This window comes from Streptomyces sp. DSM 15324 (assembly GCF_001514285.1).
Classification (GTDB): domain Bacteria; phylum Actinomycetota; class Actinomycetes; order Streptomycetales; family Streptomycetaceae; genus Streptomyces.
The window spans coordinates 308,074-324,926 of record NZ_KQ949023.1 but is presented as its reverse complement, the minus strand read 5'-3'; the positions used below and the strand labels follow the sequence as shown (position 1 = coordinate 324,926).

At 69.9% G+C, this 16,853-nt stretch carries 16 protein-coding genes and 2 pseudogenes; 6 read left to right on the top strand and 12 right to left on the bottom strand.

Annotated elements, in window-relative coordinates:
* Positions 1-27: 27 nt before the first annotated feature.
* The 4 genes and pseudogenes from AQJ58_RS45805 to AQJ58_RS01420 all read left to right on the top strand — a co-directional run.
* A pseudogene (locus AQJ58_RS45805) lies at positions 28-891 on the top strand (D-ribose ABC transporter substrate-binding protein); the annotation flags it as partial.
* A gap of 67 nt (positions 892-958) precedes the next feature.
* The gene (locus AQJ58_RS01430) at positions 959-1,858 is read left to right on the top strand and encodes a ribokinase (protein WP_067244023.1); all 900 of its coding nucleotides are present in this window, start codon (positions 959-961) and stop codon (positions 1,856-1,858) included.
* Entirely contained in the window at positions 1,855-2,244 is a 390-nt protein-coding gene (gene rbsD / locus AQJ58_RS01425) for a D-ribose pyranase (protein ID WP_067244021.1), read from the top strand. Before AQJ58_RS01430 ends, rbsD begins: the two co-directional genes overlap by 4 nt.
* A gap of 276 nt (positions 2,245-2,520) precedes the next feature.
* On the top strand, positions 2,521-3,744 hold the full coding sequence (locus AQJ58_RS01420; protein ID WP_067244019.1) for an esterase/lipase family protein: 1,224 nt from the start codon (positions 2,521-2,523) through the stop codon (positions 3,742-3,744).
* Positions 3,745-3,879: 135 nt separating this feature from the next.
* Here AQJ58_RS01420 and AQJ58_RS01415 read toward each other — a convergent pair whose 3' ends face one another.
* The 5 genes and pseudogenes from AQJ58_RS01415 to AQJ58_RS01400 all read right to left on the bottom strand — a co-directional run bounded on the left by AQJ58_RS01415 (position 3,880) and on the right by AQJ58_RS01400 (position 7,574).
* Positions 3,880-4,641: an HNH endonuclease family protein gene (locus AQJ58_RS01415; RefSeq protein WP_067244018.1), complete on the bottom strand. Its 762-nt coding sequence runs from the start codon at positions 4,639-4,641 to the stop codon at positions 3,880-3,882.
* Positions 4,638-6,035: an AAA family ATPase gene (locus tag AQJ58_RS01410; protein ID WP_067244016.1), complete on the bottom strand. Its 1,398-nt coding sequence runs from the start codon at positions 6,033-6,035 to the stop codon at positions 4,638-4,640. Before AQJ58_RS01410 ends, AQJ58_RS01415 begins: the two co-directional genes overlap by 4 nt.
* A gap of 90 nt (positions 6,036-6,125) precedes the next feature.
* A pseudogene (locus tag AQJ58_RS40285) lies at positions 6,126-6,293 on the bottom strand (winged helix-turn-helix domain-containing protein); the annotation flags it as partial.
* Between the two features lie 87 nt (positions 6,294-6,380).
* Positions 6,381-7,028, bottom strand: a complete 648-nt coding sequence (locus AQJ58_RS01405) for a hypothetical protein (RefSeq protein WP_199844505.1) — start codon at positions 7,026-7,028, stop codon at positions 6,381-6,383.
* 273 nt (positions 7,029-7,301) lie between these two features.
* Positions 7,302-7,574: a GntR family transcriptional regulator gene (locus AQJ58_RS01400; RefSeq protein WP_107121934.1), complete on the bottom strand. Its 273-nt coding sequence runs from the start codon at positions 7,572-7,574 to the stop codon at positions 7,302-7,304.
* A gap of 168 nt (positions 7,575-7,742) precedes the next feature.
* Here AQJ58_RS01400 and AQJ58_RS01395 point away from each other — a divergent pair, with 168 nt between their 5' ends.
* Together AQJ58_RS01395 and AQJ58_RS01390 are read left to right on the top strand one after the other, a co-directional pair.
* A complete protein-coding gene (locus AQJ58_RS01395; protein WP_067244013.1) occupies positions 7,743-8,033 on the top strand; it encodes a hypothetical protein in 291 nt (96 codons plus the stop codon).
* Positions 8,030-8,293, top strand: coding sequence for a hypothetical protein (locus AQJ58_RS01390; RefSeq protein WP_067244011.1), 264 nt, complete (start codon positions 8,030-8,032; stop codon positions 8,291-8,293). The genes AQJ58_RS01395 and AQJ58_RS01390 overlap by 4 nt, the downstream gene beginning before the upstream one ends.
* Positions 8,294-8,307: 14 nt before the next feature.
* On the opposite strand, the gene AQJ58_RS01385 is transcribed toward AQJ58_RS01390, so the two are convergent.
* The 7 genes from AQJ58_RS01385 to AQJ58_RS01355 all read right to left on the bottom strand — a co-directional run bounded on the left by AQJ58_RS01385 (position 8,308) and on the right by AQJ58_RS01355 (position 16,746).
* Positions 8,308-9,723, bottom strand: a complete 1,416-nt coding sequence (locus AQJ58_RS01385; RefSeq protein WP_067244010.1) for a DUF6177 family protein — start codon at positions 9,721-9,723, stop codon at positions 8,308-8,310.
* Positions 9,724-9,774: 51 nt separating this feature from the next.
* Positions 9,775-10,788: a hypothetical protein gene (locus tag AQJ58_RS01380; protein WP_067244008.1), complete on the bottom strand. Its 1,014-nt coding sequence runs from the start codon at positions 10,786-10,788 to the stop codon at positions 9,775-9,777.
* Positions 10,785-13,112: an ICP22 family protein gene (locus AQJ58_RS01375; RefSeq protein ID WP_067244007.1), complete on the bottom strand. Its 2,328-nt coding sequence runs from the start codon at positions 13,110-13,112 to the stop codon at positions 10,785-10,787. The genes AQJ58_RS01380 and AQJ58_RS01375 overlap by 4 nt, the downstream gene beginning before the upstream one ends.
* On the bottom strand, positions 13,109-13,483 hold the full coding sequence (locus AQJ58_RS01370) for a DUF6507 family protein (protein WP_067244005.1): 375 nt from the start codon (positions 13,481-13,483) through the stop codon (positions 13,109-13,111). The genes AQJ58_RS01375 and AQJ58_RS01370 overlap by 4 nt, the downstream gene beginning before the upstream one ends.
* 133 nt (positions 13,484-13,616) lie before the next feature.
* The gene (locus tag AQJ58_RS01365; RefSeq protein ID WP_067244003.1) at positions 13,617-14,447 is read right to left on the bottom strand and encodes a sugar phosphate isomerase/epimerase family protein; all 831 of its coding nucleotides are present in this window, start codon (positions 14,445-14,447) and stop codon (positions 13,617-13,619) included.
* Entirely contained in the window at positions 14,444-15,598 is a 1,155-nt protein-coding gene (locus AQJ58_RS01360) for a dihydrodipicolinate synthase family protein (protein WP_067244001.1), read from the bottom strand. The genes AQJ58_RS01365 and AQJ58_RS01360 overlap by 4 nt, the downstream gene beginning before the upstream one ends.
* A complete protein-coding gene (locus AQJ58_RS01355; RefSeq protein WP_067243999.1) occupies positions 15,595-16,746 on the bottom strand; it encodes a Gfo/Idh/MocA family protein in 1,152 nt (383 codons plus the stop codon). Before AQJ58_RS01355 ends, AQJ58_RS01360 begins: the two co-directional genes overlap by 4 nt.
* Between the last annotated feature and the right edge of the window lie 107 nt (positions 16,747-16,853).

Genomic DNA, 16,853 nt, shown 5'->3' with positions numbered 1-16,853 from the left:
TCCCTCGCCCTCACCGCCACCGCCTGCAACGACGGGTCGTCCGGCTCCTCGGACCTCAAGGTGGGCCTGTCGCTCTCCACCCTCAACAACCCCTTCTTCGTGCAGCTGAAGGAGGGCGCCCAGGCCGAGGCGGAGAAGGAGGGCGTCAAGCTCACCGTCACCGACGCCCAGAACGACGCCTCCCAGCAGGCCAACCAGATCGACAACTTCACCAGCCAGAGCGTGAAGTCGATCATCATCAACCCGGTGGACTCCGACGCGGCCGGCCCGTCCGTCAAGGCCGCCGACAACGCCGGCATCCCGGTCATCGCCGCGGACCGCACGGTCAACAAGGCCACCGTCGCCGCCACCGTCGCCTCGGACAACGTCGAGGGCGGCAAGCTCGCCGCCAAGACGATCGCCGAGGCCCTCGGCGGCAAGGGCACCATCCTGGTCCTCCAGGGCACCGCCGGCACCTCCGCCGCCAACGAGCGCGGCCAGGGCTTCACCGAGGGGCTCAAGGCCTACCCGGGCATCAAGGTCGTCGCCTCGCAGCCGGCCGACTTCGACCGCACCAAGGGCCTGGACGTCACCACCAACCTGCTGCAGGCCCACCCGGACGTCACCGGTGTCTTCGCGCAGAACGACGAGATGGCGCTCGGCGCGATCAAGGCCCTGGGCAGCAAGGCGGGCAAGACGGTCAAGGTCGTCGGCTTCGACGGCACGCCGGACGGTCTGACCGCGGTCAAGGGGGGCACGCTGTTCGCCTCGGTGGCGCAGCAGCCCAAGCTGCTGGGCCAGTTGGCCGTCGAGAACGCCGTGAAGGCCGCCAAGGGCAAGAAGGTCGACACGACCGTGAAGGTGCCTGTCAAGGTGGTCACCGCGGCCAACGTCGCCGAGTTCTCCTCCTGACGTCGTCCGCGCACCAGTTGACGTCGTCCCGCACGGGGACGCCGAACCGACGTAAGGAAACACAACGATGCACGGCTACGACCTGCTGGTCGTAGGGTCGGCCAACGCCGACCTGGTGATCGGCGTCGACCGCCGCCCGGCGGCCGGCGAGACGGTCCTCGGCTCCGACCTGGCCGTCCACCCGGGCGGCAAGGGCGCCAACCAGGCCGTCGCGGCCGCCCGGCTGGGGGCCCGTACGGCGCTGCTGGCCCGGGTCGGCGACGACGCGCACGGCCGGCTGCTCGGCGACTCCCTGCGAGCGGCCGACGTCGACACCGCCGGCATCCTCACCGGCGGGGCTCCCACCGGGGTCGCGCTGATCACGGTGGACCCGTCCGGAGACAACAGCATCGTGGTCTCACCGGGTGCCAACAGCCGGCTGACCCCGGCCGACGTCCGGGCGGCCGGGGACCTGTTCCGGTCCGCGCGGGTGGTCTCGGCGCAGCTGGAGATCCCGCTGGAGACGGTCGTGGAGGTGGTACGGAATCTGGCTCCCGGCCACCGTTTCGTCCTCAACCCGTCGCCGCCCCGGCCGCTGCCGGCCGAGGTGCTGGCGGCCTGCGACCCGCTGATCGTGAACGAGCACGAGGCACGGGTGCTGCTCGGGGACCTCGTGGGCCCCGAGCCCGAGGACCGGGCGCGGGAGCTGCTCGCCCTCGGCCCGCGCTCGGTGGTCGTCACGCTGGGCGCGCGGGGCGCGCTGGTCGCGGACGCGGACGGGACCGCGAGGATCCCGGCCGTGCGGGTCGCGGCCGTGGACACGACCGGGGCGGGCGACGCGTTCACCGCGGCGCTGGCCTGGCGGCTCGGTCTCGCCGAGCCACTCGCCGTCGCCGCCGCGTACGCCGCCCGGGTCGGGGCGGCCGCGGTCACCAAGGAGGGCGCCCAGGTGTCCTTCCCCACCGCCGAGGAGGTCGACGCCCTGTGAAGAGGACCGGGATCCTGAACCGTCACCTGTCAGGGGCACTGGCCGAGTTGGGGCACGGGGACGGAGTGCTGGTGTGCGACGCCGGGATGCCGATCCCGGACGGCCCCCGGGTGGTCGACCTCGCCTTCCGGGCGGGGGTGCCGTCCTTCGCGGAGGTGCTGGAGGGCCTGCTGGAGGAGCTGGTCGTGGAGGGCGCCACGGCGGCCTCGGAGGTACGGGAGGCGAATCCGGCCGCCGCGAGCCTTCTGACGGGGCACTTCACCCGACTGGCGTACGTCCCGCACGAGGAACTGAAGAAGCTGTCGGCTGGGGCCCGGCTGGTGATCCGCACGGGCGAGGCGCGGCCGTACGCGAACGTGCTGCTGCGCTGCGGAGTGTTCTTCTGAGCCGCCGGACCACTCGGCGGTGAAACGCCGCGAAACCCTTCGAAGGGCCCGGTCCGTCGACCGGGCCCCTCGGCTTTCCCCCTCCAGCTGTCGAAACCCCCCGCGATCCCCCCAGATCCCCCTCCAGAGGTCCCGACGCCCTGTACGACACGCCGGTGACGGGAAGGGTTGTACGGCTGCCGCAGGGGTTTCCAGAAATTTCCCAACAGGCGATTTGCCCGAAATATGCCACATGATGATGTCGTCCCCCTCCCCCCTCCCACGAGGAGTACGGCCATGTCCGAGAAGACCGAGCCCCAGGTCGGCCCGATCAGGATCGGCGACCCGCTCGACGCACCCACCCGATCGATCGACGTACCCGATCACGAGGTGTGGGACGCCGACATCGACAAGGGCTTCGCCTGGGTCTTCCACGCCGGTGACGACCGCCGCCTCACCCAGCCGGTGATCATCGCCGACGGCTTCAACCACGGCAGGAGCGAGCTCGACAAGCTCTACCAGTTCCTGGAAGGCGAGGACTACCCCTTCATCAGCGAACTCCGCCGCGGCGGCCGGGACGTGATCCTGCTCGGCTTCGACAACCGCACCGCGTCCATCCTGGAGAACTCCAAGGCGGCCGAGGCCACCATCCGCAAGGCCATCGAGCTCCGCGAGGGCTCCGAGCGGCTGATCGTCGGCGGCTTCAGCATGGGCGGCCTCATCACCCGCTACACCCTCGCCCGGATGGAGACCGACTTCCACGAGGACGAGCACCAGACCGCCGTGTACTTCTCGTTCGACACCCCGCACCGCGGCGCGACCATCCCCGTCGGCGTCCAGGCCTTCGCGTACCTGCTCCCGTACGGCCTGGACCTCAAGCCGCACCCCTTCGCGCAGCAGATGAACAGCCCGGCGGCACGGCAGATGCTGTGGCAGCACTACGACAAGACCACCCAGAAGATCGGCGTGGCCCCCGAACGCAGCGCGCTGCTCAATGAGTTGGACCGGGTCGGGCAGTGGCCGCGGATCCCGCGCAAGCTGGCCGTCGCCAACGGCCGCGGCGACGGCATCGGGCTGCCCGACGTCCAGCCCGGCGAGGTCACGCTGCGGCTCGACGTCCGCTACCCCGGCACCACCTTCTACGCCCAGGCGCAGGGCGACGACGTGACGGTCGCCTACCTGCACCGGTTGCTCCCGCCGACCGAGCGGACCATCACGACCAGCGACTTCCCCGAGCTGGACGGCGCACCGGGCGGGACACTCGCGACGTACGAGATCCTCGCCCACTCGATGATCGAGGCCGGCGGCGAGGCGGACCTGCGCCAGCCGCACGTGTGCTTCGTCCCGTCGGTCAGCGCGGTCGACATCGCGGACTTCGCACAGCAGGGAGACCTGTACGCGCCGGTCGACGGCCTGGACCCGTCCCAGAGCGGCGTCGACGAGTTCCGCTGCTCGTCCACGACGACCCCGCACACGCTTCCGACGGAGGAGCTGTGCGCGTGGCTGCTGGAGCGGTTCTGACCTCACCGGCACCGTAAAGCTGCGCCCTCGCACCGCTTCTCCGGTGCGGGGGCGCAGCCGCCGACATGGCGGCGGGTACGGCGAAGTCGGCGAGCGGCCGGGACGCGTTCGGTGGGGCCGTGCGAGACGGGCTCGTCAGTAGCGGACTCCCCGGAAGTGCAGGAACGCGGTCCGCAGTTCGGGGTCGCGGAGGAGGTCGAGGATCTTCTCCTCCCCCGCGAAAAGGGCATCGGCCGCCGGATGTGCGGACTGGTGGAACATGTTGACCAGCACATCGATGAGGGGGTGGTCCCAGGCGATCCGGACGATCTTCCTCGCCTCGTCGCACTCCCCGTCGTCCATGGTGATGCGCCACTGCCGCATGAAGATCCCGGCCCGCTCATAGGCGTCCACACGTCCCTTGACCAGGACCGCTCTGTCGTTGAGCCCGAACACCTCGATACAGGCCCGTCCTCGGTCGGTCAGCCCCCGGTACGTTCCGAGCGGGAGCACCAGCCGCAGGTGGTCCAAGGGGTCCTCGGTGGTCGGGTCGACGAGCAGGGGGCTGCCGTCGGGTGCGGTGGGAAAGAGGCTCCGTTTCTGGTTGCTGTTGCAGAAAGAGCAGGCAAGCAGATGGTTGAGCCAGTCGAAGGTCCGCAGGGGAGCGAGGCTCTTCGGCTCGAAGTGGTCGATGTCGGTGCCCTGGCCGTCGCCGCAGTACATGCAGCGTTCGTGGCCGGGGGCCATCTCCACGAGCCCCGCCCGGAGCGCCGGACGGACCTGTCGGCTGTTCGCCCAGAGCTTCTTGGCCCTGTCCTTGCGTTCCTTCTCCGTGGCCTGCTGCCGGATGTCGTCGGTGTAGGCCGTCAGTCGTTCCTTCGTAGCCGGCGACAGGACGGCGCGCCGGAGGCGGATCACTCTTCTCCGTCCCGCGGGCGCCGGGCCATCTCCCGTGTCCTGCGGTGAAGGTGCGCGCTCATCTCGTCCAGACGGGCCGACGGCGAACTGGCAAGCCGCTCCTTCAGTTCCCGGTAGCGGGCGAGCACCTCCCGTGACGAGGCCCCGTCGTAGATCTCCGCCTCCAGCTCCACGAACTCGGCCCTCAGATGTTCGGCCCGCTCGGAGTAGGGCGTGTCGAGACCGAAGAGATCGGAGAGCACGGCGTCGTCGCCACTGCCGTACACCACTCGGTCGTACAGGTCCGGGCCGATGACCTCGGGCGGCCGGGCCTCGTCCACCCCCGGCAGCCGGATCAGGCCGCCGGGGTCGGCGGCTTGGCAGATGTACGGGCTGTGCGTGGTGACGATGAACTGGATGTGGGGGAAGTGATCGGTCAGCCAGGGGCCGATCCGGCGCTGCCAGGAGACGTGCAGGTGGGCGTCGATCTCGTCGATGATGACGACGCCGGGCAGACGGTTGAAGAGCGGCTGCCCCTCCGCATCCCGGACGGACAGCCCGGACGCGTCGTGCATCTGCTTGAGGATGTCAACGACCAGAGCCGCCACCGTGCGGAATCCGTCGCTCATCTCCCGCAGGGGAAAGCGCCGGCCGTCACGCTCGACCCACAGGCCCTCGGAGTCGACGTCGATGATCCGGTACCCGTCCGGCAGAAGCCCGTCCTGGAGGATCGCCAGTGCGGTTCGCTTGAGTTCGGCGGCGCCCGGCCTCTTCTCGAGCGCCCTCAGGTGCTGCTCCACCAGCCAGGCGACGCCCTCGGCGAGCGAGGCGTCCTCGTGGAAGAGACTCGCCTGCCGTGCCACCGGACCGGATGCCAGCATCAGCCGCTGCACCTCGCCGGAACCTCCGGCCATGCGTCGGAAGGGCCCGTACGCCGCACAGAACCACCCGGCCGGATTGTCGGCCCAGGGGCCCCGGCGGGCCACGCTGTTCTGCGCCTTCGTGTACTTGATCTCGTCCAGCGCGGGCTGGGTCCCCCTACGGACCGACGCTCTGGCGCCCGAGACGTCGTGGGGCGCTGTCCACAGGAGCCCGGCCCGGACGGCACCGGCGGGTCGCCGCCCCTGCGAGAACCGATCCTCCTTCGTGTCCCACGCGATCTCGATCTCGACCCGGCCTTCAGCGGCGCCCTGGGCGACCCAGTTCTCGAACCCCGGAACCAGACTGCGGGCCACCACGGGTCCGCTGAGCGCCAGAGCCACCGCCCGGAGCAACGTCGTCTTCCCGGACCCGTTGCGCCCGGCGAGCACCGTCCAGCCGGCGTGGCCGCCATCGGGACGGGTCAGGGTCAGATCGACCTGGCGCGGGCCGTGGAAGGACTTGATGTCCTTGACGATGATCCGGCTGACGTACATGGGTGTCGGCATCCGTTCGTTCGCGAGTCGCGCCCGATCCTACGGCTGTCACCCGCCCGCACGGAGGCGCGAAGGGCCGGCAGAGCGGTGTCAGGCGAGGGCGGGCGGCAAGGGGTCGGAGACGAACCAACCCCGTTGAGGAACCGCATACACCCAGCCTTCGTCGGCCAGCAGGCCGAGCCCTCGCCGCACGGTCGTCCGCGCGATTCCGTAGCGCTGCACGAGCTGGGCCTCACTTGGCAGCATCCGGCCAGGCTGCCAGTCGCCGCGCCCCCCGGGCCAGGACTACGTTCCCGCGGAGGCCGCCGCAGGTGTCAGTCCCTTGGGACGGCGGCCTTCCTGGCTTCACAGTCGGCCGGTCAGGTCAGGGCCCATGCCGTTCTCATCCGCTTCCGGCTCAGCAAGCCCCTCCACGGTCGCCATTCCGAAATACGTCCGCTCGCCCGGCTCCGGTGGGGTTCCGAACAAGCTGGTGAGGTCTTTCAGAGCGGCAGTCAGCCGTGGTGCGTTTCTCCGCTGGATCTCCGGATGGGGACGTCCTGAGAAGTCATAGCGGGCCCAGATGTCATGGTGCACGGAGAGCTCGGCCGACAATCCCGTGGGAGCCGTGGAGAAGGAGAGGTCCACCAGTCGGTATTCGTTCCCGGGCTGATCGTCCGCGTCGATCCAGGTCCCCGTACCGAGCACGCTGAAGTCGGCGATATCGGCGGTGGGGTGCGCTGCGGGGCGGCTGCCTCTCACCTGCGCCGGGAGGCCCGGATCGCCAAGTGGCCTCACCGCCAGATCAAGCGAGGTCGTGATGCCCGTGGTCCCCACACCTGCGACGCCCCAGACGTATTCCAGGCGAACCGGGACGAGGAGCGCATGCCGGCTCAGCACCTCACTCGTCCGAGCGGCGAGCGAGAGAGCCGACTCCAGGCCCGGCGAGCCGAAGTCGTAAAGATCCCAGAACCAGGAGGCACACTCCCGAGGCGCACGCATCAATGTCGACACGGTGTTTCCTTACGGGAGCGTCGGGCCGTTCGGGGGAATGGTGAGGGATCTGTCGGTGACACGAAGGAGGACTGTCATCCCGGCATTCCTCGCCCGGAATTCTGCGGCGATCTGACGGTACGACCGGACCAGGGGACGCCTCACGCGCCTCCTGGTCCGGCCGTACTCCTGCGTCGAGTCACGGACAACATCGGGGCAATACCCCAGTGGTTGACTCCGCTTGCGGCGACCGGTGACGCAGTCCCGCCGCAGAATTCTGGCGCACGCGCTTCTCTATGACGGGCGTACGGCGGCGTCGGGGGCGGGCGGCAGAGGATCGGCCACGAACGACCCACGGGCCCGCACGGTCACCACCAAGCCCCGGTCGCGAAGGATGTCGAGGGCGCGCCGGACTGTGCCGGGACCGACTTTGTACTCGTGCGTCATGGTCAGTTCGCCGGGTAGTCGAGTGCCCGGCGGATGCACGCCGGTGCGAATCCTGCGTTCGATGATCGCGGCGAGCTGTTCGTACACGTACTGCGGTGAATCAGGGCTGATCTCGTCCACTCGTTGAACGTATGCCGCTGCCTGCAACCACGCATCACTTAGTACTACTACCAACTACTACCTACCACTACCGCTATACGGGTAAGCTAGGGCGAAATGAAAGCGCCCCGGCGGGAAGGGTGAGAGCTTCCGTGCCGGGGCTGAGCCGACTGAGATAGGAGTCGACCTATGCGCAGCCTACTGGCCGCGATCCTGAGCCTCTTCCTGCCGCCTCGCGGGGCGCACCGGGCCCTTGCAGTGGCCCCTTTCTCCACCGCCTCTCCGCCTCTGCGTCGGACGCGGGCGTGCCGCCCGGACACCATCCCGGCCGACGGTCTGCCCCTCGTCCGGCCGTACCTCGCCGTATGGGAGCGCGAGCGGGACGAACGAGACCGCAGGCACCTCCAGCAGGAGCGGCGCCGCGCGGCGGTTCTCGCGACGCTCGGCCAGGACTACGTCCCCTTGGAGGCCGCCGCATGAGCAGCGCGAGGAGATTCCGCAGCGTCGGCGTCGACCCCGGCACCGGCAAAGAGGCGTTCGTGATGGCGCGCCCCGGCGGTTTCCTGGAGGAGCTGGCCGACGCGCACGCCCTGAAGGCGTCCGCCGTACTGGTGACGGTCGTCGGCGCCGTACTGGAGGCAGGCAGATCCACGGATGCCGAACTCGCAGCCTTCGTACCGGCATTGCACGCGGCGCTCGAAGAATGCGTCGGCATCATGGCGGCGGGGAGGGGGCAGTGACTGCGTGACGGGCGTCAGGGACGGGAAGCTGGTCCTCCCGCAGCGGTCTTGAGGTGGGCGCCGAGGGTCTGGAGAGCTTTCCAGGCCCTCGGGTCGGTGCCGTCGCCCAGGGGATAGTGGAGGGCCGGGGACGCCGGTGAGCCGAGTCGGTGCGGCTGGGCGGGGATCGGTGGGCGCTCGGCGCGGGGAAGGCCGATGCTCTTCACGTCGCGTGGCCCCAGGGTGAACGAGACCGGCAGGGGTGGTCCCTCCACCCGTGGCGGCAGGGTGAGGTCGGCGCGGGCCGCGCGGACGGTGACGAGCATCGTCGTCAGGGCGTGTTCCGTGACGAGGGTCGCGGCGAGGGATTCCAAGGTGCCGAGCGGCATGTCCTCAGGGCGCTCGTAGCCGAGGGTGAGGGTGACCTCTTCGGCGACGCCCGCCGTCGTACGGGCGACGCGCTGGGTGGCGATGGACGCCGGATGGAAGGGGGCGCCGACGGCGACGAGGTGGGTGGGGGCCGGGGCCCGGTCCCGGGCGAGGTCGGTCAACTGGTGCGGCGACCAGGGGAGATTGGCTGGCTCAGCCGTGCCCCAGCCGAGGGGCGGGGAGCCGGTGAGGTGGCGCCAGGCAGTCTCCAGCGCGCGGCCGAGCACGAGCCGCTCGTCGGGTACGTGCACCGCACGGAAAGTGAGGGTGAGCTGCCGGTGCTCGGTGGGCGCGGCCCCGGCGGTGAAGGCGTCGGCGAGGGTGCCGTCGACGGGGGTGAAGGTGCCGCTGCCGCTCTGCCAGGCCAGACGCGCCCCGGACAGGCCGTCGTAATAACCGCCCTGCGGGTCCTGGACGACCCAGCGGTTGGGTGCCCCGCCGAGTGCGGTGCGCAGGGGCAGGGTGAGGCGGACGTGCGGTGGCGTGACGAGGTGGAGGGCGCGGTTCGACTGCGCCGCGGCTCGGAGCGTGTCCGAGAGCCAGGCGGTGAGCGGGAGGAGCGGACGGTCGGAGAGGACGACGGCGGTCGAGTCGGTCAGCGCGTCGACGGTCGGGAAGTCCTGGGTACCGGGGGGTTCGTCCGGGACGGTGACACGGGAGGTGCGAGCCGCCCCCGGCGGCCAGGTGGTGCCGCCGAGGAGCATGGTCAGGCGCCCGCACACGGATTTGGCGAGCCGCTCCGCCTCGGGAGCGGTCGTGGTGGCGCGTACCTCGGTCCACCAGTACGGCGGCTCGGGAGGGGTGGTCGCGGCGCCCAGGAGACGTTCTGCCTCACCCGGCACGTGGACGAGCAGCGGAGCCTCTACGGCCACCAGCGGGCGGCCCGCGGCGGTGCACAGCTGGAGGACCGCACCGTCGTCGGTCGCGGTCAGTTCGAGATCGGGGCCACCGGCGTGGAGAGCGGCCAGCAGGGACGCCTGGTCGGGCGTTTTCGGGGTAAGGGCGATGACGTCTACGGTCATCTTGAGTCTCCGTAAGCTCAGGACGATGGGCTTGCGATCAAGGCGCCCTGGCTACCAGCGGCCTGACAGATCTTCCAGCTCTTCGAGCGAAGGGCAGTTCCGGGGTTCGTCCTCGACCAAGTGGCCGATGCCGGCGGGAGTTCCCTGCTCATTGAGCCAATGCAGGACTTGGGAGGCAGAGATGCCTTGTCGACGAGCCTGACGCAGTCGCAGGAGCCATGCCCGCCCGGCCTCGAAAGCCGGTTCCCCCGCGGCAGTCCGCGGTTCGAAACCTGCCGCGTCGTCCCCTTGCGCGGCCCACACATAGCCCAGGACCTGTCCTCCTTCCTGAACGGTGTAGTACCGGACGGGTTGTTCCGTCGTCGCTGAATACTCCTGCTCCGAATCCGGCAGCGAGGACCGGAGCCGCCGGGACCGGTCGAGCACCTCGAAAGTCCGCCACGCGTCAATGTACGCGGGCCCCTCGATCCTCACGTCTTCGAATCCGGTCTCGGTCGGAATGGCGTAACGGTTCTCATCCCCGGGCGTTGGGGAACATCCGAAATACTTTGAGATCTCCGTCAGGGCGAACTCGAGCCGAGGGGCGTTTTCCTCGTGCACGGCGAGCTGTTCACGCCCACGCGTGTCCATGGTCAGCCATGCGTCGGAGTAGGTCTCCAGCAGCACCGTCAGTAGGCTCCGGTCCCAGATATCGACCTGGAGCGTGAAGAGCTGTTCCACCCGGTGCCGGACCCCTGCCTCCCGCCATTCGCCAGGGCAACGCATTCGAACTCTGACGACGGTGTCGCCCTGCACTGCATCGACCTGCTCCGCGGCACTGGCGAGGGCGCTCCCCGGCACGAGCGGCACCGATTCCAGGGGGAGACCAGACGCTTCGAAGCGAACCCCGCGCATGTCGTCACCGGCACGAACGCCGACACTGACCTCAGCAACGGGGATAGCCACACCCGCCGCGGCCAGGATGTTCCACACGGCTACTGCGTGGTCGATGGCGCGTGAGGGCTTGACCTCGTGGCGCGGGGCGATCTCCCAGAGCCAGTCGCCGATCGAGTCGGTGGTGATCACAACATGTCCTTGGGGTCGGTCTTAGCGCCAGGCGGAATCACCAGTGTGCCATCCTCCAAGCGCACGACGAATGTAATGCCTTGGCCTTTTCGACCACGTCCGCCGTTATGGATGTCCAGGAGAGCTTCGTAGGAGCCGTTCGCCATCCACTCAGCCCGTGTGCCCCTACCGCCATCCACCAGCATGACGCGGTGCTCAGCCTCGGTCACCGCCAGTTGGAGGAGATATTTGCCCCTGGTGATCTCGGAGACCTGATCAATGGGATTATTGAGGTGTTTCATTTGATAGGTGTAAACAGATCCGGATTCATCGGTGATGCGAATGTCCGCATCCGCACCCACCGGAATCTTGTACTCGAATTCGATGTTCTGCGCCGGAACCCCGCTTCGGGCCAGATCTTCGGCAAAGACGATCTGGTCGACGCCGGGCTGGAACATCGCTTCCTTACGGGCACCCAACGACGACACCACTTGCCCGAAGCCGTCACTTCGGCCGAAACGCCCTGAAGCGATGATCTCCGCCACCTGCTGGCCGTTCGGGACGGTGGCCAGGCGTTGGAGCGCCCTGTCCAGGACGTCGGGCTTGGGTCGCTTGTCGCCCGGGATCTGTTTGATGGCGTCTCGGAGTTGCTGCTCCGTCTCGCCTCCTCGCACCATGGGCTCATGGCCGGGCGGCTGCTCGGGCGGCGAAGCTCCGTCGGCCGGTTCGTGACCGCCCGGCGGCATTGCCTCACCGTGACCGCCCGGCGGCATTGCCTCACCGTGACCGCCGGTGTCCGGCCAGGAACCCCCGTGGTCGCCGGGCGGGGCGATCTCGTGTCCGGGCACAGCATGATCACCACCGGCTCCCGAACCGTCGGCGTGGCCACCGCCCGAGGCAGCGGGTGAGTCGTGACTCGCGGATGCACCGTGCACCGGATCGGCGCCACCGGACGCCGAAACGAGCTCGGGCTGCTGCATCCGCGACGCAGGCATCGAGGTGGTCGAATCCAGAAGACCGCGGTCATGGGACCCGAGTTCCCTCGCCGCCTCATCTGCGTGCTGGCGCAGCCCCCCGTCGGCGTTCAGGACATGGCCGTCCTCGGTCAGGTAGACGATGTCACCCCTGGCGTCGACGTACGGGATCGCGTTGTCCGGGATCTTCGGGGAGCGGAGGGCGTCCGCGTGGTCCAGGAGGTTGAAGGTGGTGCCGGTGTGGAGGTTCCTCAGGGTGCGGAAGGTGTCGCCGACCTTGGTGAAGGCGAACGTGCCCGCCTTGCCCGCGTACGTCATCGGGTCGATGGCGCGGCCGATCTTGCCGGCCGTCGACAGGGCGCGGGCCGCCGCGGAGGACTTGGCGGCTCCGGAGGCCGCGGCGCCCGTGCCCTCCGTGCCCAGGAGCGTCAGCACGTTGAAGCCCACCGCCCCCGCCGCGCGGGACGGGTTGGTCTTCCAGGTGTCCCAGGCGACGAGGCCCTTGACGGTCTCCTTGTAGGCCGTACGGGATTCGCGCAGCCAGGACGGGAGTTCGTCCTCCGGGACCAGCCACCAGGTGCCGAGGGTGGCGCTGGTCAGGGCCGAGGCCGTGGCGAGTTGGGCCAGGCCCTTCCACGCCTGGCCCGCCGCGTCCGCGCCGTCGGCGCCGAAGAGGGTCCCCACGCCGTGGATGGTGGCCATCACGCCGTCGGTCCAGATGCCGTCCCAGACCTGGCCCGCCTGGTGGGTCAGCCAGTCCCAGCCCTCGTACTCCCGCTCGGCCGGGGCGCCCCACGGGGTCGCCGGCGCGTGGTCGAGGTCCTCGGCGCGGTAGCCGTACATGTGCTTGCCGTGCGAGCCGTCGTCGACGGTGGTCCTCGAGCCCCCGACCAGCGCGGTGATCTTGTTGTGGCAGGTCCGCTCGGCCGCCTGGAAGGCCGCGACCGTGTGGTTGACGTCCCGCCAGAGCTGGTTGTTGCGGTCGACCTTGTCCTGATCCTTGCGCCAGTCGTCGTCCCCGGAGAGCGAGTCCACGAAGGCGGTGGCCTCCGTCTTCAGGGTCGCCAGCCGCTCCACCAGGGGTTGCACCTCGGCGCTGTAGTCCGACAGCGCCGACGCGACCTTCTCCAGGTCGTCCGCGAAGCCGTCCGCCTTCGTCTTCACCGGCAGGGTGGAGGAGAGCAGTTCGGCCGCGTCGGGGGTGCGGTAGACGGCGGAGAGGTTCTGGAAGGTGGTGTGGACGTTCGCGCCCGACGCCCGGAACTGGGCCGCGTTCGCGGTCAGCAACATCACGTCCGTGTCCAGGGTGGACAGGTCGCCGATGAAGTGCGGGATGCCGGACGGGTCGATCAGGGTTGCCCCGTCGCTCACTTGGCCGCCCCCGGCAGATCGACCTTCGGCTCCTTGGCCGCCTCCCGCTGTGCCGTGGCCGCCATCGTCAGGTCGCCCTGGGCATAGTGGCCCGTGGCCTCGGCCGCGCCGTTCAGCGACTTCGACGTGCGCTCGGCGATGTACACCAGATCACGCGCCCACTGGTCGAGGAACTCCGCCAGCGCCGCGCCCACCAGTCCGGCCGTGCTGCTGTACGGGCCGTACTGGCTGGTGATCGTCCCCGCCGCCGAGGCCGCCTCCTCCAGGTTGCCCTGCATCGCCCGGCCCGTGTCCGACAGTGACTTCGCCGCCGTGCCGGTGTTCCGCAGAACTCCGCGCACCCCGGCGACGTCTATGTCCCAGCCCGTCACACCGCTCCCCCCACCGGCAATCCGTCGAACGTATTATCGCATGAGCAGTTGCAAAGCGACGTGCCGTCAGACGGCCGCCGGAGTGTTTTTCGACATCCGGCGGCCGTCTGCGGGTTCGGTGGATCCGAGGTGGTCAGAGGACGTGCCGGGCGAACCTCTCCGCCGTCTCCGCCAGTACCTCGCGGCCGTCCCTGGCCCACAGGCCGTCGTTGAAGAGTTCGACCTCGACGGGTCCCGTGTAGCCGGCCTGTTCGACGTACGCCAGCCACTCGCGCATGTCGATCGCGCCGTCGCCGATCTGGCCGCGGCCGGTGAGGACGCCCTCGGGGAGGGGGGTCGTCCAGTCGGCCAGCTGGAAGGTGTGGATACGGCCCGAGGCGCCCGCGCGGGCGATCTGGGCGGGGGCCCGGTCGTCCCACCAGATGTGGTACGTGTCGACCGTCACGCCGACCTGGTGGGCCGGGAAGCGCTCCGCGAGGTCCAGGGCCTGGGCGAGGGTGGAGACCACGCAGCGGTCGGCGGCGTACATGGGGTGGAGGGGTTCGATGGCCAGCTTCACTCCGTGCCGTTCGGCATGGGGACCCAGTTCGCCCAGGGCGTCGGCGATCCGCTCCCGCGCCCCGTGCAGGTCCTTGGAGCCGGCCGGGAGGCCGCCGGAGACCAGGACCAGGACCTCGGTGCCGAGGGTGGCCGCCTCCTCGACCGCCCGGCGGTTGTCGTCCAGGGCCTTCGTGCGTTCGGCCGGGTCGATCGCCGTGAAAAAGCCGCCGCGGCAGAGGGTGGTGACCGTCAGGCCCGCGTCGCGGATCAGTTTGGCCGTCGCCTCCAGGCCGTACGTCTGGACCGGCTCGCGCCACAGGCCCACCCCGGGGACGCCCAACTCCAGGCAGGCATCCACCAGTTCCGGCATCGACAGCTGCTTCACCGTCATCTGGTTGATGCTGAAACGCGCGAGATCGCTCACTGGTTCACCCCGTACAGGGCGAGGAGGGTCTTCATACGGTCCTCGGCCAGCTTCGGGTCGGGGAACAGGCCCAGGCCGTCGGCGAGTTCGTAGGCACGCGCGAAGTGCGGGAGGCTGCGCGCCGACTGAAGGCCGCCGACCATCGTGAAGTGCGACTGGTGGCCGGCCAGCCAGGCCAGGAACACCACGCCCGTCTTGTAGAAGCGGGTGGGGGTCTGGAAGAGGTGGCGGGAGAGGGCGACCGTGGGGTCGAGCAGGGCACGGAAGCCGGCCTTGTCGCCCGTGTCCAGGCGCCGTACCGCCTCGGCCGCCAGCGGGCCCAGCGGGTCGAAGATGCCGAGCAGGGCGTGGCTGAAGCCCTGCTCGTCGCCCGCGATCAGCTCGGGGTAGTTGAAGTCGTCACCCGTGTAGCAGCGCACGCCCTGCGGGAGGCGGCGGCGGATGTCGATCTCGCGCGCGGCGTCCAGGAGCGAGACCTTGATGCCGTCGACCTTGTCGGGGTGCGCGGCGATGACCTCCAGGAAGGTGTCGGTCGCCGCGTCCAGGTCGGACGAGCCCCAGTAGCCCTCCAGCGCCGGGTCGAACATCGGGCCGAGCCAGTGCAGGATCACCGGCTCGGAGGCCTGGCGCAGGAGGTGGCCGTAGACCTCGAGGTAGTCCTCGGGGCCGGAGGCCGCCGCGGCCAGGGCGCGGGAGGCCATCAGGATCGTCCGGGCGCCGGCGGCCTCGACGAGCGCGAGCTGCTCCTCGTACGCCGTTCGGACCTCCGCGAGGGACGCCGGGCCGGTGAGCTGGTCGGTGCCGACGCCGCAGGCGATGCTGCCGCCGACCGCCTTCGCCTCGGCGGCGCTGCGGCGGATCAGCTCGGCGGCGCCCGCCCAGTCCAGGCCCATGCCGCGCTGGGCGGTGTCCATCGCCTCGGCGACACCGAGCCCGTGCGACCACAGGTGGCGGCGGAAGGCGAGGGTGGCGTCCCAGTCGACGGCGGCGGGGGAATCGGGGGTGGTGTCCGCGAAGGGGTCGGCGACGACGTGCGCCGCCGAGTAGACCGTCCGGGAGGTGAAAGGGGTGCCGGGGGTGAGGAGGAGCGGCTCGGTGCGGGGGTCGTACGTCCGCAGCGTGCCGTCGGGGGCGGGGAGCTGGAGGGTCACAGCGCGATCTCCGGGACGTCGAGGCGTCGGCCCTCGGCCGAGGACTTCAGGCCCAGCTCGGCGAGCTGGACGCCGCGGGCGCCGGCGAGCAGGTCCCAGTGGTAGGGGGCGTCGGCGTAGACGTGCTTGAGGAACAGCTCCCACTGCGCCTTGAAGCCGTTGTCGAAGTCGCCGTTGTCCGGGACCTCCTGCCACTGGTCGCGGAAGGAGTAGGTGGCCGGGATGTCGGGGTTCCAGACCGGCTTGGGGGTGAGCGAGCGGTGCTGGACGCGGCAGTTGCGCAGGCCCGCGACGGCGGAGCCCTCGGTGCCGTCGACCTGGAACTCGACGAGTTCGTCGCGGTTGACGCGGACCGCCCAGGAGGAGTTGATCTGGGCGATGGCGCCGCCGTCGAGCTCGAAGATGCCGTACGCGGCGTCGTCGGCCGTCGCGTCGTAGGGCTTGTCGCTCTCGTCCCAGCGCTGCGGGATGTGGGTGGCGGTGAGGGCCTGGACGGACTTCACCCGGCCGAACAGCTCGTGCAGGACGTACTCCCAGTGCGGGAACATGTCGACGACGATGCCGCCGCCGTCCTCGGTGCGGTAGTTCCAGGAGGGGCGCTGGGCGGTCTGCCAGTCGCCCTCGAAGACCCAGTAGCCGAACTCGCCGCGGATGGACAGGATGCGGCCGAAGAAGCCGCCGTCGATCAGGCGCTTCAGCTTGAGCAGGCCGGGCAGGAACAGCTTGTCCTGGACGACGCCGTGCTTGATGCCGGCCGCGTTCGCGAGGCGGGCCAGCTCCAGGGCGCCGTCGAGGCCGGTGGCCGTGGGCTTCTCGGTGTAGACGTGCTTGCCCGCGGCGATCGCCTTCTTGAGCGCCTCCTCGCGGGCGGAGGTGACCTGGGCGTCGAAGTAGATGTCCACGGTCGGGTCGGCGAGGACCTCGTCGACGTCCGTCGCCCAGTGCTCCAGGCCGTGCCGCTCGGCGAGCGCCTTCAGGGCGTGCTCGCGGCGGCCGACGAGGATCGGTTCCGGCCACAGCACGGTGCCGTCGCCGAGGTCGAGTCCTCCCTGGTCGCGCAGGGCGAGGAGGGAGCGGACGAGGTGCTGTCGGTAGCCCATGCGTCCGGTCACGCCGTTCATGGCGATACGCACCGTCTTGCGTGTCACGTCGGTCCTTTCGTAGGCGTAGTACGCGGTGATGTGCGCCGCGTACGCCTCTTCCTGATCAGCGTTACAGCAAGCGCTTTCTATACAAGAAGAAGCTAGCCTCTGAC